Genomic DNA, 14,458 nt, shown 5'->3' on the forward strand with positions numbered 1-14,458 from the left:
AGTGTGTTATGACCGTTACCCGCAAAGCCTACCGTGCCGCCATCCTGCACAGCATCGCCGACCCGGCCGAGGTGGGCCTGGAGGCTTCCCATGAATACTTCGAGGACGGCCTGCTGGTGGTCGACAATGGCCGCATCAGTGCCGTAGGCCACGCCGCCGAACTGTTGCCGACCCTGGACGCCGATATCCCGGTCGAGCACTACCAGGACGCACTGATCACCCCAGGCTTCATCGACACCCATATCCATTTCCCGCAGACCGGCATGATCGGCTCCTACGGCGAACAGTTGCTGGACTGGCTGAATACCTACACCTTCCCCTGCGAAAAACAGTTCGCCGACAAGGAACACGCCGACCAAGTGGCGAAAATCTTCCTCAAGGAACTGCTGCGCAACGGCACCACCACCGCCCTGGTGTTCGGCAGCGTGCACCCGGAATCGGTCAATGCCCTGTTCGAAGAAGCCGAACGCCTGGACCTGCGCCTGATCGCCGGCAAGGTGATGATGGACCGCAACGCCCCGGACTACCTGACCGATACCGCAGAGTCCGGCTATACCGAAAGCAAGGCACTGATCGAGCGCTGGCACGGCAAGGGCCGCCTGCATTATGCAGTCACCCCGCGCTTCGCCCCGACCAGTACGCCTGAACAGCTGGCGCTGGCGGGCCAACTGCTGAAGGAACATCCGGGCGTGTACATGCACACGCACCTGTCGGAGAACCTCAAGGAAATCGAGTGGGTCAAGTCGCTGTTCCCCGAGCAGAAGGGTTACCTCGACGTCTACGACCACTTCGAGCTGCTGGGCGAACGCTCGGTATTCGCCCATGGCGTGCACCTGTGCGATGACGAATGCCAGCGCCTGGCCGAAACCGGCTCGGCGGTGGCCTTCTGCCCCACCTCCAACCTGTTCCTCGGCAGCGGCCTGTTCAACCTGCCCCAAGCCGAGCGCTTCAAGGTCAATGTGGGCCTGGGCACTGACGTTGGCGCCGGCACCAGCTTCTCGCTGCTCAACACCCTGAACGAAGCGTACAAGGTGATGCAACTGCAGGGCGCACGCCTGCACCCGTACAAGTCACTGTACCTGGCCACCCTCGGCGGCGCCCGCGCGCTGCGCCTGGACGACCGCATCGGCAGCCTGCGCCCGGGTAACGATGCCGACTTCGTGGTGCTGGACTACAAGGCCACGCCACTGCTGGACTACCGCATCCAGCAGTCCAACAGCATCGAGGAAACCCTGTTCGTGCTGACCACCCTAGGCGACGACCGCACCGTGCGTGAAACCTACGCCGCTGGGCGTTGCGTGCACCAGCGCTAAGGTTCTTTTGCCAGACCCCGGTACAGTGCGCCGCCGATCGCAGCACCAATCAGCGGCGCCACCCAGAACAGCCACAGCTGTTGCAGGGCCCAGCCACCGACGAACAAGGCCGGCCCCGTGCTACGCGCGGGGTTGACCGAAGTATTGGTCACCGGGATAGAGATCAGGTGGATCAGGGTCAAAGCCAAACCGATGGCGATCGGCGCAAAACCCGCTGGCGCCCGGGCGTCGGTAGCGCCCATGATCACCACCAGGAACATCGCCGTCATCACCACTTCACTGACAAAGCCCGCCCCGAGCGTGTAGCCGCCAGGCGAGTGGTCGGCGTAGCCGTTCGAAGCCAATCCCGCAGACAGCTCGAAACCTGACTTGCCGCTGGCGATGAGGTAGATCACACCTGCCGCCAGAATGGCGCCGATCACCTGGGCGATCACATAGGGCAGCAGCTCTTTGGCCGGAAAGCGCCCGCCCACCACCAGCCCGAACGACACGGCGGGGTTGAGGTGACAGCCGGAGATATGGCCGATGGCGAAGGCCATGGTCAGCACGGTCAGGCCGAAGGCGAAGGCGACGCCAAGTACACCGATGCCGATGGGCGAGCTGGCGGCGAGTACCGCACTGCCGCAGCCGCCAAGCACCAGCCAGAAGGTGCCGACCAGCTCGGCCCCCATGCGTTTACCGAGGGACATGCTCATGAGTCCATTCCTCAAGAAGTTGAACGCAACGAATGCGCAAGCCCAACTGCTTGATGAAGGTTTGCTCACAAGAATTTAGCAGACACCAGGCTAATGGCCAGAAATGGCTGGGGGCCGCTTCGCGCCCCATTCGCAGCACAAGGCTGCTCCTACAGGGGTTATGCAATGCCTGTAGGAGCAGCCTTGTGCTGCGAATGGGCTGCAAAGCAGCCCCCTTTAGTCAACCAGGCAAACGATCAACCCTTGACCGATACCTTGGGCTTTTTCAGCAAGTGCGAGAACACCGCATGCAGATCGTCCGAGGCACTCTCCTCGTCCAGGTTCAGCTTGCTGTCGATGTGGTCCATGTGGTGCATCATCAGGCTCACCGCCTGCTCGGCATCGCGTGCCTCGATGGCATCGATCAGCTGCATGTGTTCGTCATACGAGCAATGCGAGCGGTTGCCGCTTTCGTACTGGGCGATGATCAACGAAGTCTGCGACACCAGGCTGCGCTGGAAGCTGACCAGCGGCGCATTTCCCGCGGCCTCGGCCAGCTTGAGGTGGAATTCGCCGGAAAGACGAATGCCGGCACCGCGGTCACCACGCGAGAAGCTGTCGCGCTCCTCACGCACCATCTGCCGCAGCTCATTGAGCTGCTCGAGGGTAGCGTGCTGCACGGCCAGTTCGGTAATGGCCCGTTCGACCATGCGCCTGGAGAAGAACACCTGACGGGCTTCTTCCACCGTAGGGCTGGCCACCACTGCACCGCGGTTCGGCCGCAACAGCACCACGCTTTCATGGGCCAGCCGCGACAACGCGCGGCGAATGATGGTGCGGCTGACGCCGAAGATCTCGCCCAGCGCTTCCTCGCTCAACTTGGTACCCGGTGCCAGACGCTGCTCGAGGATTGCCTCGAAAATATGCGCGTAGACGATGTCGTCCTGGGTACCACTGCGGCCAGCCTTGCCGGTACGCGCAGGTTTCTTCAGAGGTTGCAGCTGTTCGTTCATGGGCTCTCGAGGCACGAAGGAAAGTATGGCGCCATTGTACACAGGCTGAGCCGTTTCTGCAGGTGGCCTTTTACCTATATAGCCGTTGTACGACGTATTGCGCACACAAAAGATAAAACATTATTTGCTTTATTTGTACACAAAAGCATAATCCACCGAGCAACTTCTTGACCCATAAGTCAACAAACCGGTCAGACGTCTGCCTTCCCTCGCGGAGCCGCCAAGTGCATTGCGCAGGCCCATGGTTCCAGAACAACAAGAAAGACTTGAGGAGTACTCGCTGTGGAAAGCCGCAAATCCGAAGCCCCTACGCTGGATCTTGCTCCACCGCTCGAAACGAGCTGGCTGGAGCGGATTTTCAAACTCAAGCAACACGGCAGCACCGTCAGAACCGAAATGATCGCCGGCGTGACCACCTTCATCACCATGGCCTACATCATCTTCGTCAACCCCAACATCATGGCCGACGCAGGCATCGACCACGGTGCCGCCTTCGTCGCCACCTGCATCGCCGCCGCGCTGGGCTGCCTGCTGATGGGCCTGTACGCCAACTGGCCGGTGGGCCTGGCGCCGGGCATGGGGCTCAACGCCTTCTTCACCTACACCGTGGTCGGCACCATGGGCTACAACTGGGAAACGGCACTGGGCGCAGTATTCGTCTCGGGCGTGCTGTTCATGTTCCTGACCTTGTCGAAAGTGCGCGAATGGTTGCTCAACAGCATCCCGGTCAGCCTGCGCCATGCCATGGGGGCCGGCGTCGGATTGTTTCTCGGGCTGATCGGCCTGAAGACGGCAGGCATCATCGTCGACAGCCCCGCCACGCTGATCAAGCTGGGCTCGCTGCATGAGCCAGGGCCGCTGCTGGCGGCGGTGTGCTTCCTGCTGATCGCCATCCTCAGCTACAAGCGGGTGTTCGGCGCGATCCTGATCAGCATCATCGGTGTCACCCTGGCCGGCTGGGGTCTGGGGCTGGTCAAGTTTGGCGGGGTGATGTCGATGCCGCCGAGCCTGGCGCCGACCTGGATGGCCATGGACGTTGCTGGCGTGTTCAACGTCAGCATGATCAGCGTGGTGCTGGCGTTCCTGTTCGTGCACATGTTCGACACCGCCGGCACGCTAATGGGCGTGGCGCAGCGAGCCAACCTGGTGGCACCGGACGGGCGTATCGAGAACTTGTCGAAGGCGCTGAAGGCTGACAGCGCTTCGAGTGTGTTCGGTGCCGTGGTCGGTGTGCCGCCGGTGACCAGTTATGTGGAAAGTGCTGCCGGCGTGGCCGCTGGTGGCCGTACCGGCCTGACGGCGGTAGTGGTCGGCCTGCTGTTCATTGCCGCCATGTTCTTCGCGCCATTGGCCGGAATGATTCCGGCCTATGCCACCGCGGGCGCACTAATCTACGTGGCAATGCTGATGATGGCCAGCATGGCGCATATCCACTGGGACGAAGCTACCGACAGCATTCCGGCGATCGTCACGGTGATCATGATGCCGCTGACTTTCTCGGTCGCCGATGGTATTGCCCTGGGCTTCATCAGCTACGTCGCGCTGAAGGCAGGTACCGGCAAGTACAAGGAAATCTCCGCCAGTCTGTGGGTGCTGTGCGCGATTTTCATTGCCAAGTTTGTGTTCCTCTGACCTTCACTGCATCGACGAAGGGCGCTCAGGCGCCTTTTGTCATTTTCGGCACATTTGCAGCAACCGCATATACCGGTGTACTGATATTTTTGTCAGGTGCAAGGTATATCAGAAATGGTTAAAAATCAGGGGAATCTCACAAGCGTTATCGCCATAGGCATTACCAATGCTCAACATCGCCCTCCTCCCATCGGCCTATACCGCATACGGCTTCACCGGAGCAGACAAAAGGCGGATTGGTTTCAATGGAGAGTTTCGGGATACGGTTTCCGGATCTTACCCGCTCGGCAACGGCCACAGGGCATTCAGCCCCGTGCTGATGAGGTTCGTGAGTCCCGATGATTACAGCCCATTTCTAGAAGGCGGTTTGAATGCCTATGCATATTGTCTAGGAGACCCGGTAAACCTTATCGACCCCAAGGGAAGCAATGGTTTTTTTAAAGGCGTCGCCAAAACGCTCAAGAATATATTCATCCCAGGCGATGCTCCTATTGAACAGTTCTCCCCCACCCGCCGACGCTTGCACGAACAGGTCGACACGTCTTCGCAATGGGGACAAGCGACAGCGGTCATCAACAAGGCAATGGGTAGTAATAGGGATACCAGTATTCCTGACTGGAAGGCTGACAGGTACATCCTGCGATCACAGAATGCTTCAGCAAGTTTGAGCCCAAACAAGAAAAACAGCTTGAGTGAGCCGACGCTATTTTTCGGTTCCAGTTTCGAGTGGGGCCAGGTGGCCGTACAGGCCTTGCGAGGCAGTAACAATGAACAGGCGGGGGCTGCAGCCGTGGGGCTCAGCTTCAACTTTGCAGGTGGGATCATGGCAGGTGCTGGAGTTCATTCGAACTACAAAACAGGCCGGATACTGTCCGCGCCTGCAAATCTACAAACCACCATTCGCCAATAAAAAAAGCCCGCCAGTGTGAGAGCGGGCCAAAGGACCTACGAAGATTCTTCTAGCGACCAACTAGCTTCCACGATAGGTCGAATAGCTGTACGGCGAGATCAGCAGCGGCACGTGGTAGTGCTCCTGCTGCTCGTCGATGCCAAAGCGCAGCACGACAACATCCAGAAACGCCTGGGCCGGCAGCTGTACACCGCGAGCGCGGTAGTAGTCACCAGCGCTGAACTGCAGCTGGTAGACGCCAGTGCGATAATCGTCACCCTGCAGCAGCGGCGCATCGACGCGGCCATCGCTGTTGGTCAGGGCGGTGTTCACCAGCTCAAGCTGCTGGCCTTCGACACGGTACAGCTCGACCTTGATCGAGCTGCCCGGGCAGCCATGCGCGGCATCCAGTACGTGTGTGGTCAAACGTCCCATTGCTTGTCGCCTCTTGTTCAATCTGTGGGCAAAAAATACTCAGCCGTCGCACCAGCATAGCGCCTGCGGCAGGCGGGAATGACGTCATTAAGACATTCCAAGCCAAGATTGTACACAATTTTTTCAACCCTTCTGTCGCCCGCAGCGAATCTTGCCCCTGAGCGACCCACCGATCGCAAAGACAGGCCTGGTAACGACACCAACATCATTAGCTGACCAATCAGGCAGGTTTCTTGCACTGTTTTTCAAGGTTGCTGCGAGGCGACAAAAGGGAAGAAATGCGGAAAAACAGGCTTACAAAAGATTTCAGAAGTTGTATACAATCAGCCCATCCGGTGGTGCGACATCCCGACGCGGTCCGCCCACCCCCGCACAAACGCACAAGAAGGAAGACTGCAGTGAGCGCTGACTACCCTCGCGACCTGATCGGTTACGGCAACAACCCTCCTCACCCGCAATGGCCGGGCAACGCTCGCATCGCGCTGTCTTTCGTCCTCAACTACGAGGAAGGTGGCGAACGCAACATCCTGCACGGTGACAAGGAGTCCGAAGCGTTCCTCTCGGAAATGGTCGCCGCCCAGCCACTGCAGGGCGTACGCAACATGAGCATGGAATCGCTGTACGAGTACGGCAGCCGTGCCGGCGTGTGGCGCCTGCTGAAACTGTTCAAGGACAGCGGCGTGCCGTTGACCATCTTCGCCGTGGCCATGGCCGCCCAGCGCCACCCCGACGTGATCCGTGCCATGGCCGAGGCCGGTCATGAAATCTGCAGCCACGGCTACCGCTGGATCGACTACCAGTACATGGACGAGGCCCAGGAGCGCGAGCACATGCTCGAAGCCATCCGCATCCTCACCGAAATCACCGGTGAGCGCCCGCTGGGCTGGTACACCGGCCGCACCGGCCCGAACACCCGTCGCCTGGTGATGGAGGAAGGCGGCTTCCTGTATGACAGCGACACCTACGACGACGACCTGCCCTACTGGGAGCCGAACAACCCTACCGGCAAGCCGCACCTGGTGATCCCCTACACCCTCGACACCAACGACATGCGCTTCACCCAGGTACAGGGCTTCAACTGCGGCGAGCAGTTCTTCCAGTACCTGAAGGACGCCTTCGATGTGCTGTACGCCGAGGGCGCCGAAGCACCGAAAATGCTGTCCATTGGCCTGCACTGCCGCCTGGTCGGCCGCCCGGCGCGCCTGGCCGCACTGAAGCGCTTCGTCGATTACGCAAAAAGCCATGACCAGGTCTGGTTCGCCCGTCGCGTGGACATCGCCCGCCACTGGCACGCCACCCACCCGTACAAGAAAGAGAACGCCTGATGACCGCCTTCAAGACCCTCAAGCCATCCGCCCTGGACCGCGACGCCTTCGTCAAGGCCTTCGCCGACATCTACGAGCACTCGCCGTGGGTAGCCGAAAAAGCCTATGAACTGGGCCAACTGGGCGAACTGGACGAGATCGAGGCGCTGCACCAGCGCATGAGCGACATCCTGCTCAGCGCCAACCACGCCGACCAGTTGGCGCTGATCAACGCTCACCCGGACCTGGCCGGCAAGGCCGCCATCCAGGGCGAGCTGACCGAATCGAGCACCAACGAGCAGGCAGGCGCCGGTATTCACCAGTGCACCGCCGAAGAGTTCGCCCGTTTCACCGAACTGAACGACGCCTACAAGGCCAAGTTCCAGTTCCCGTTCATCATGGCGGTAAAAGGCAGCAACCGGCACCAGATCCTCGCCTCCTTCGAAAAACGCATCCACAACGATGCCGATGCCGAATTCAAGGAAGCCCTGGCGCAGATCAACCTGATCGCCCTGTTCCGCCTGCTGCAGCTGTAAAGCCGCCGCAACGCTTGAGCCTTATCCAGAACAACGAACATAGAAGAGATATCCGCATGCGCACCCTGATGATCGAGCCCCTGACCAAAGAAGCCTTCGCCCCCTTCGGAGACGTGATCGAAACCGACGGCAGCGACCACTTCATGATCAACAACGGCTCGACCATGCGCTTCCACAAGCTCGCCACGGTCGAAACCGCCGAGCCTGAAGACAAGGCGATCATCAGCATCTTCCGCGCCGACGCGCTGGACATGCCGCTGACCGTGCGCATGCTGGAACGCCATCCGCTGGGCAGCCAGGCTTTCATCCCGCTGCTCGGCAACCCCTTTCTGATCGTGGTCGCGCCAGTTGGCGATGCACCTGTATCAGGTTTGGTCCGAGCCTTCCGCAGTAATGGCAGGCAGGGCGTTAATTACCATCGCGGCGTCTGGCACCACCCGGTGCTGACGATCGAAAAGCGGGATGACTTCCTGGTGGTTGATCGCAGTGGTTCCGGCAACAACTGCGACGAGCATTACTTCACCGAGGAACAGATGCTGGTCCTCAATCCCCACCAATAAGAAAAGGTCGGTCATTCAAGGGCATTGCCCGAGCGGGTGACCGGCAAGAGGTACATACTGTGGAAGCACACCTTCACGAATGGCTGAACCTGAGCATTCGCTGGGTTCACATGATCACCGGTGTCGCCTGGATCGGTGCATCGTTCTACTTCGTCTGGCTGGAGAACCACCTGAACCGAAGCAACCCGCGCGATGGGTTGTCGGGTGATCTCTGGGCAATTCACGGCGGTGGTATCTACCACCTGGAGAAATACAAGCTCGCCCCCCCGAAAATGCCCGAGAACCTGCACTGGTTCAAATGGGAGGCCTACTTCACCTGGATGTCCGGTATTGCCCTGCTGTGCGTGGTGTTCTACTGGAACCCGACCCTGTACCTGCTGGCCCCTGGCAGCACCTTGAGCGGTGCCGAAGGCGTGGCCATCGGTATCGGCTCGCTGATCGCAGGCTGGTTCATCTACGACTTCCTGTGCGACTCGCCCCTGGGCAAGAAGCCAGCGCTGCTCGGTGCAGTACTGTTCGTGCTGATCATCGCGGCATGCTGGGGCTTCAGCCTGGTGTTCAGCGGCCGTGGTGCGTACCTGCACACCGGCGCGATCATCGGCACCATCATGGTCGGCAACGTGTTCCGCATCATCATGCCGGCCCAGCGCCAGCTGGTTGCGGCGATCGAGAACAACCAGACCCCAGACCCGGTACTGCCGGCCAAGGGCCTGCTGCGCTCGCGCCACAACAACTACTTCACCCTGCCGGTGCTGTTCATCATGATCAGCAACCACTTCCCGAGCACCTACGGTAGCCAGTACAACTGGCTGATCCTGGCCGGTATCGCAGTAGCCGCGGTCCTGATCCGCCACTACTTCAACACCCGTCACGACAGCAACAAGTACGCCTGGACCCTGCCGGTCGGCGCCCTGGCGATGATCTGCCTGGCCTATGTCACCGGTCCGAAACCGATGGCCGTCAGCCCTGAGCAAGCCGCGGCGAAGGTCGAGTACCAGCCACTGCCCGCGACCGCTGTAGGTGGCAAGACCGCCGCCGAGCAACGCGCCGAGGACGCCGCCAAGGCTGCCGCAGCGCCTGCCGCACCGGCCGAAGCCCCTGCCCAGGCCACCGCCCAGGCTGGCGGCGAGAGCTTCGACAAGATCCACAATGTCATCCAGGAACGCTGCACCGTGTGCCACTCGTCCAAGCCGACCAGCCCACTGTTCAGCGCCGCCCCTGCCGGCGTGATGTTCGACACCCCGCAGCAGATCCAGGCCCAGGCCGCGCGCATCCAGGCGCAAGCGGTCGCCAGCCAGATCATGCCGCTGGGCAACATCACCCAGATGACCACCGAAGAGCGCAAGCTCGTCGGTGACTGGATCGCCAAAGGCGCCCCGGTCAACTGAAACACAATTGTCGGGATAACACCGCCCCCTGTGGGAGCGGGTTCACCCGCGAAGAGGCCGGCACTCCCGGCCTCTGTTTCAAGACATATGCAACAAGCAAGCATCGAGCGTTCAGCGTCAGGCGGGAACCCCAGGCTCTCTTCACAGCGAGCCTGCCGCCTGAGGCCGGCGCTTGGATCCGAGAATAAAAACAAAACTCGAGGTGCTGCATGTCCGAGTCACGCAAGGCGTACATCCCCGTTGCGCCGCCGCGCGAGCCCTTGCCCCTGTTCCAACTGATCCTGGTTGGCCTGCAACACGTTCTGCTGATGTACGGCGGCGCGATCGCCGTGCCGTTGATCATCGGCCAGGCCGCCGGGTTGTCCCGTGAAGAAGTCGCTTTCCTGATCAACGCCGACCTGCTGGTCGCTGGCGTCGCCACCATCATCCAGTCCTTCGGTATCGGCCCGGTGGGCATCCGCATGCCGGTAATGATGGGTGCCAGTTTCGCTGCCGTCGGCAGCATGGTGGCCATGGCCGGCATGCCCGGCGTGGGCCTGCAGGGGATCTTCGGCGCGACCATCGCCGCCGGGTTCTTCGGCATGCTGATCGCGCCGTTCATGTCCAAGGTCGTACGCTTCTTCCCACCCCTGGTTACCGGCACGGTGATCACCTCGATTGGCCTGTCGCTGTTCCCGGTGGCAGTCAACTGGGCCGGTGGTGGCCAACAGGCAGATACCTTCGGCTCGCCGATCTACCTGCTGGTGGCCGGCCTGGTACTGGCGGTAATCCTGCTGATCAACCGCTTCATGCGCGGTTTCTGGGTCAACGTGTCGGTGCTGGTGGGCATGGGCCTGGGCTACATCCTGGCCGGCTCCATCGGCATGGTCGACCTGTCGGGCCTGAACGACGCACCGTGGCTGCAAGTGGTCACCCCACTGCACTTCGGCATGCCGACCTTCAGCCTGGCGCCGATCCTGTCCATGTGCCTGGTGGTGGTGATCATCTTCGTCGAGTCCACCGGCATGTTCCTGGCCCTGGGCAAGGTGACCGATCGTGAAGTTACCCCAGGGATGCTGCGTCGCGGCCTGCTGTGCGATGCCGGTGCGTCGTTCATCGCCGGCTTCTTCAACACCTTCACCCACTCCTCGTTCGCCCAGAACATCGGCCTGGTGCAGATGACCGGGGTGCGCTGCCGCTATGTCACCATCGTGGCCGGTGCACTGCTGATCCTGCTCAGCCTGCTGCCCAAGGCGGCCTTCCTGATCGCCTCGATCCCGCCTGCGGTGCTGGGCGGCGCGTCCATCGCCATGTTCGGCATGGTCACCGCCACCGGGATCAAGATTCTCCAGGAGGCGGACATCGGCGACCGTCGCAACCAGCTGCTGGTTGCAGTGAGCGTCGGCTTCGGGTTGATCCCCGTGGTACGTCCGGAGTTCTTCGCCCAGATGCCCCAGTGGATGGAGCCCATCACCCACAGTGGCATCGCCATGGCCACGGTCAGTGCCCTGGTGTTGAACGTGCTGTTCAACATCCTTGGTGGTGCCGACCGCGCGGTGCACAACGAAGCCTGTCACCAGCATTGAGCCAGACGGGGCGGCGCATGGCCGCCCCGCATTCACAAAGGCAGTAAACGCAACACCGTCGGCCCGCCGGAATGGGCCGCCCGGGGCGCCTGCGCGCCAAATAAACCGCCAACAAAAACAATAAGTCCGGGAATCACAACATGAAGCGCATCACCACGTCCCTGTTGCTGGGCAGCAGCCTGCTGGCCACCCTCCCCTCGCATGCAGGCGAATGGCTGCAATGGCACGGCGAAAGCCTGACCTACCTGTACGGCAAGGACTTCAAGGTCAACCCTGATATCCAGCAGACCATCACGTTCGAGCACGCCAACAAATGGAAGTACGGCGACACCTTCATGTTCGTCGACAAGATCTTCTACAACGGCAAGGCCGACGCCAGCAAAGGCGTCACCACCTACTACGGCGAGTTCAGCCCACGCCTGTCATTCGGCAAGATCTTTGACAAGAAGCTGGCCTTCGGCCCGATCAAGGACGTACTGCTGGCCATGACCTACGAGCGCGGCGAAGGCGACAACGAGGCCTACCTGATCGGCCCTGGTTTCGACCTGAACGTCCCCGGCTTCAACTATTTCACCCTGAATTTCTACGTGCGCAACACCGAGGGCAGCCGCCCGGGTGACAACGTCTGGCAGATCACCCCCGGCTGGTCGTACACCATCCCCGTGGGCAGGTCCGACATTCTGATCGACGGCTACATGGACTGGGTGACCGATAATGACCAGACCCGCCGTGGCACCTACCACGCCAACCTGCACTTCAACCCGCAGGTGAAGTACGACCTGGGCAAAGCGCTGAACCTGGGCGCCAAGCAGCTGTACGTGGGCTTTGAGTACAGCTACTGGAAGGACAAGTACGGCATCGACAGCCGCGGCAATCTGGAAAGCAACCAGAGTGTCGCCAGTGCGCTGATCAAAGTGCACTTCTAGAAAACTGACCAAACGCACAAGTTTGTTCCACTCTGCTCCAGGAAGGAGCACTTGAGGCAAGGCGCGCAAGCCAGTAATCTGCGCGCCCCCTCGATCAGGGCAGAACGGATTCTGCCTGCGTTTACTGACCGCTCAGTCAATGAATACGGGCGGTTGGCCAACGTGTTGCCAGCCTGAAAGACCCTTTTCATCCGTTCAGAACGAAGTCGAGCAGGAAGGTTTTGCCAGCCCAGGAAAGTTGGCTCAACCCTTGCCAAACAGCTGTGGCCTATCGAAAAAAGCTGACTCAAAAGACAAAAAGCGCCAATAACGAGCGCTGACAACAGATCAATCAAGGGAGCGACATTCGCAATGCGTACCATCAACAGCCTGATCCTCGCCGGCGGCCTGCTGGCCTGTGGCACCACCTTCGGCGGCGACCTGCTGCAATGGCAGAACAACAGCCTGACCTACCTGTGGGGCAAGAACTTCAAGGTCAACCCGTCGATCCAGCAAACCGTGACCTTCGAGCACGCTGATGGCTGGAAGTACGGCGATAACTTCATCTTTGTCGACAAGATCTTCTACCAGGGCCAGAAAGATGAGGGCAACGGCCCGAACACCTACTACGGCGAAATCAGCCCGCGCCTGTCGTTCGGCAAGATCTTCGACCAGAAGATAGGGTTTGGCCCGGTCAAGGACGTACTGCTGGCGATGACCTACGAGTTCGGCGAAGGTGATACCGAGTCGTACCTGATCGGCCCTGGTTTCGACCTGGACATCCCTGGCTTCGACTACTTCCAGTTGAACTTCTACAACCGCACCACCGACGGCAGCCGCGCCGGCGACAACGTGTGGCAGATCACCCCGGTGTGGTCGTACACCATTCCGGTCGGTTCGTCCGATGTGCTGATCGACGGTTTCATGGACTGGGTGGTGGACAACGACGAGAACCGCCGCGGCACCTACCAGGCCAACCTGCACTTCAACCCGCAGATCAAGTATGACCTGGGCAAGGCCTTGCACCTGGGCGAGAAGCAGCTGTATGTGGGTGTGGAGTACGACTACTGGAAGAACAAGTACGGCATCAAGGATTCCGATGCCTTCACCACCGACCAGAACACCATGAGCTTCCTGCTCAAGGTTCACTTCTGATCTGAGTACAGGGGCCGCCTTGCGGCCCATTCGCGGGTAAACCCACTCCTACAGGGTCCGCACCGGATTCATGGCAGACGCTATACATGTGGGAGCGGGTTCACCCGCGAACCGGGGCGAAGCCCCGGCCAGGCAGCATCAACTGGCCGGCCGAACCGCTCGCCACAGTTTCCCCGCAATGCCCACCACGGCCAGCACCACGGCACCGGCCACAACCCCGACACCGCCGTTCAGCAGCGCCACGGTCAACGCACCGCCACGCCCTTCACTGAACGCCTCGATGGCGTGATGCAGCGGCCCGATACCATGCACCAGGATCCCGCCACCAACCAGGAACATGGCCGCCGTGCCGATCACCGACAGGCTCTTCATCATGTATGGCGCGGCACGCAGAATGCCGTTACCCACCGCCCTGGCCAGGCGTGATGCCTTGCGGGTCATCCATAGCCCCAGGTCATCGAGCTTGACGATACCGCCCACCAGCCCGTAGACGCCGATGGTCATGACCACCGCGATGCCCGACAGCACGACGATCTGCTGGGTCAACGGCGAGTCGGCAACGATGCCCAGGGTGATGGCGATGATTTCTGCCGACAGGATGAAGTCGGTACGTACCGCGCCCTTGATCTTGGCTTTCTCGAACGCCACCAGGTCGACATTGGCATCGGCCACCGCCTCCTTGAGCGCTTCGTGCTCGGCGTCAGTTTCGGCCTTGCTGTGCAGGAACTTGTGCGCCAGCTTCTCGAAGCCCTCGAAGCAAAGGTAGGCACCGCCCAGCATCAGCAACGGCGTCACCGCCCAGGGAATGAACGCACTGATCAGCAGCGCCGCCGGCACCAGGATGGCCTTGTTCACCATCGAGCCCTTGGCTACTGCCCACACCACAGGGATCTCGCGCTCGGCACGTACCCCGGTGACCTGCTGGGCATTCAGCGCCAGGTCATCGCCCAGCACGCCTGCGGTCTTTTTTGCCGCCACCTTGGTCATCACCGAGACGTCATCGAGCACAGTGGCGATGTCGTCGATCAGTACCAGTAGACTGCTTCCTGCCATGTTTGCCTGCATCCAGAAGAGTAAGTGTCCAGGATT

General features: G+C 60.8%; 14 protein-coding genes. 10 read left to right on the plus strand and 4 right to left on the minus strand.

What is annotated here, in order from left to right; all coding sequences use genetic code 11:
* Positions 1–8: 8 nt before the first annotated feature.
* Positions 9–1,313 carry a guanine deaminase gene (gene guaD, locus RR51_RS19605; protein ID WP_039614441.1) on the plus strand — a complete coding sequence of 435 codons (1,305 nt, stop codon included), beginning with the start codon at positions 9–11 and terminating at the stop codon, positions 1,311–1,313.
* Here the strand turns inward: guaD and aqpZ are convergent.
* Together aqpZ and RR51_RS19615 are read right to left on the minus strand one after the other, a co-directional pair.
* Entirely contained in the window at positions 1,310–2,008 is a 699-nt protein-coding gene (aqpZ, locus tag RR51_RS19610; RefSeq protein WP_013973527.1) for an aquaporin Z, read from the minus strand. The genes guaD and aqpZ overlap by 4 nt on opposite strands.
* Positions 2,009–2,244: 236 nt before the next feature.
* On the minus strand, positions 2,245–3,000 hold the full coding sequence (locus RR51_RS19615) for a GntR family transcriptional regulator (RefSeq protein WP_003259493.1): 756 nt from the start codon (positions 2,998–3,000) through the stop codon (positions 2,245–2,247).
* A gap of 282 nt (positions 3,001–3,282) precedes the next feature.
* Between RR51_RS19615 and RR51_RS19620 the strand changes: the two genes are divergently transcribed.
* Both RR51_RS19620 and RR51_RS32005 read left to right on the plus strand, forming a co-directional pair.
* Positions 3,283–4,632 (plus strand): NCS2 family permease, encoded by a 1,350-nt coding sequence (locus RR51_RS19620; protein ID WP_039614442.1) that lies wholly within the window; start codon positions 3,283–3,285, stop codon positions 4,630–4,632.
* Between the two features lie 166 nt (positions 4,633–4,798).
* Positions 4,799–5,542 carry an RHS repeat-associated core domain-containing protein gene (locus RR51_RS32005; protein ID WP_052261085.1) on the plus strand — a complete coding sequence of 248 codons (744 nt, stop codon included), beginning with the start codon at positions 4,799–4,801 and terminating at the stop codon, positions 5,540–5,542.
* 60 nt (positions 5,543–5,602) lie between these two features.
* Here the strand turns inward: RR51_RS32005 and uraH are convergent, their stop codons facing one another.
* On the minus strand, positions 5,603–5,956 hold the full coding sequence (uraH, locus tag RR51_RS19630; RefSeq protein ID WP_003259496.1) for a hydroxyisourate hydrolase: 354 nt from the start codon (positions 5,954–5,956) through the stop codon (positions 5,603–5,605).
* Between the two features lie 398 nt (positions 5,957–6,354).
* Here uraH and puuE point away from each other — a divergent pair, with 398 nt between their 5' ends.
* From puuE to RR51_RS19665, 7 genes are all read left to right on the plus strand, one after another.
* The gene (gene puuE, locus RR51_RS19635; protein ID WP_013973531.1) at positions 6,355–7,281 is read left to right on the plus strand and encodes an allantoinase PuuE; all 927 of its coding nucleotides are present in this window, start codon (positions 6,355–6,357) and stop codon (positions 7,279–7,281) included.
* Positions 7,281–7,796 (plus strand): 2-oxo-4-hydroxy-4-carboxy-5-ureidoimidazoline decarboxylase, encoded by a 516-nt coding sequence (gene uraD / locus RR51_RS19640; protein ID WP_039614443.1) that lies wholly within the window; start codon positions 7,281–7,283, stop codon positions 7,794–7,796. Before puuE ends, uraD begins: the two co-directional genes overlap by 1 nt.
* A gap of 56 nt (positions 7,797–7,852) precedes the next feature.
* Positions 7,853–8,356, plus strand: a complete 504-nt coding sequence (locus RR51_RS19645) for an ureidoglycolate lyase (RefSeq protein WP_003259500.1) — start codon at positions 7,853–7,855, stop codon at positions 8,354–8,356.
* A gap of 59 nt (positions 8,357–8,415) precedes the next feature.
* Positions 8,416–9,744 carry a urate hydroxylase PuuD gene (locus RR51_RS19650; RefSeq protein WP_013973534.1) on the plus strand — a complete coding sequence of 443 codons (1,329 nt, stop codon included), beginning with the start codon at positions 8,416–8,418 and terminating at the stop codon, positions 9,742–9,744.
* A 209-nt stretch (positions 9,745–9,953) separates the two neighbouring features.
* A complete protein-coding gene (locus RR51_RS19655; protein WP_013973535.1) occupies positions 9,954–11,309 on the plus strand; it encodes a nucleobase:cation symporter-2 family protein in 1,356 nt (451 codons plus the stop codon).
* A gap of 140 nt (positions 11,310–11,449) precedes the next feature.
* Entirely contained in the window at positions 11,450–12,235 is a 786-nt protein-coding gene (locus RR51_RS19660; RefSeq protein WP_015271165.1) for an outer membrane protein OmpK, read from the plus strand.
* A 351-nt stretch (positions 12,236–12,586) separates the two neighbouring features.
* Positions 12,587–13,369 carry an outer membrane protein OmpK gene (locus tag RR51_RS19665; protein ID WP_003259506.1) on the plus strand — a complete coding sequence of 261 codons (783 nt, stop codon included), beginning with the start codon at positions 12,587–12,589 and terminating at the stop codon, positions 13,367–13,369.
* 138 nt (positions 13,370–13,507) lie between these two features.
* Here RR51_RS19665 and RR51_RS19670 read toward each other — a convergent pair whose 3' ends face one another.
* On the minus strand, positions 13,508–14,422 hold the full coding sequence (locus RR51_RS19670; protein ID WP_039614444.1) for a DUF808 domain-containing protein: 915 nt from the start codon (positions 14,420–14,422) through the stop codon (positions 13,508–13,510).
* Between the last annotated feature and the right edge of the window lie 36 nt (positions 14,423–14,458).

Origin of the sequence: Pseudomonas sp. C5pp (assembly GCF_000814065.1) — a bacterium.
In the GTDB taxonomy this organism is placed as follows: Bacteria; Pseudomonadota; Gammaproteobacteria; order Pseudomonadales; family Pseudomonadaceae; genus Aquipseudomonas; species Aquipseudomonas asiatica.

What these genes read in the sequence shown, in the direction of transcription:
- RR51_RS19615 (WP_003259493.1), bottom strand. Translation starts at nt 3,000, where the DNA reads ATGAACGAACAGCTGCAACCTCTGAAGAAACCTGCGCGTACCGGCAAG.
- RR51_RS19665 (WP_003259506.1), top strand. Translation starts at nt 12,587, where the DNA reads ATGCGTACCATCAACAGCCTGATCCTCGCCGGCGGCCTGCTGGCCTGT.
- RR51_RS19645 (WP_003259500.1), top strand. Translation starts at nt 7,853, where the DNA reads ATGCGCACCCTGATGATCGAGCCCCTGACCAAAGAAGCCTTCGCCCCC.
- RR51_RS19670 (WP_039614444.1), bottom strand. Translation starts at nt 14,422, where the DNA reads ATGGCAGGAAGCAGTCTACTGGTACTGATCGACGACATCGCCACTGTG.
- aqpZ (WP_013973527.1), bottom strand. Translation starts at nt 2,008, where the DNA reads ATGAGCATGTCCCTCGGTAAACGCATGGGGGCCGAGCTGGTCGGCACC.
- uraD (WP_039614443.1), top strand. Translation starts at nt 7,281, where the DNA reads ATGACCGCCTTCAAGACCCTCAAGCCATCCGCCCTGGACCGCGACGCC.
- uraH (WP_003259496.1), bottom strand. Translation starts at nt 5,956, where the DNA reads ATGGGACGTTTGACCACACACGTACTGGATGCCGCGCATGGCTGCCCG.
- guaD (WP_039614441.1), top strand. Translation starts at nt 9, where the DNA reads ATGACCGTTACCCGCAAAGCCTACCGTGCCGCCATCCTGCACAGCATC.
- RR51_RS19655 (WP_013973535.1), top strand. Translation starts at nt 9,954, where the DNA reads ATGTCCGAGTCACGCAAGGCGTACATCCCCGTTGCGCCGCCGCGCGAG.
- RR51_RS32005 (WP_052261085.1), top strand. Translation starts at nt 4,799, where the DNA reads ATGCTCAACATCGCCCTCCTCCCATCGGCCTATACCGCATACGGCTTC.
- RR51_RS19660 (WP_015271165.1), top strand. Translation starts at nt 11,450, where the DNA reads ATGAAGCGCATCACCACGTCCCTGTTGCTGGGCAGCAGCCTGCTGGCC.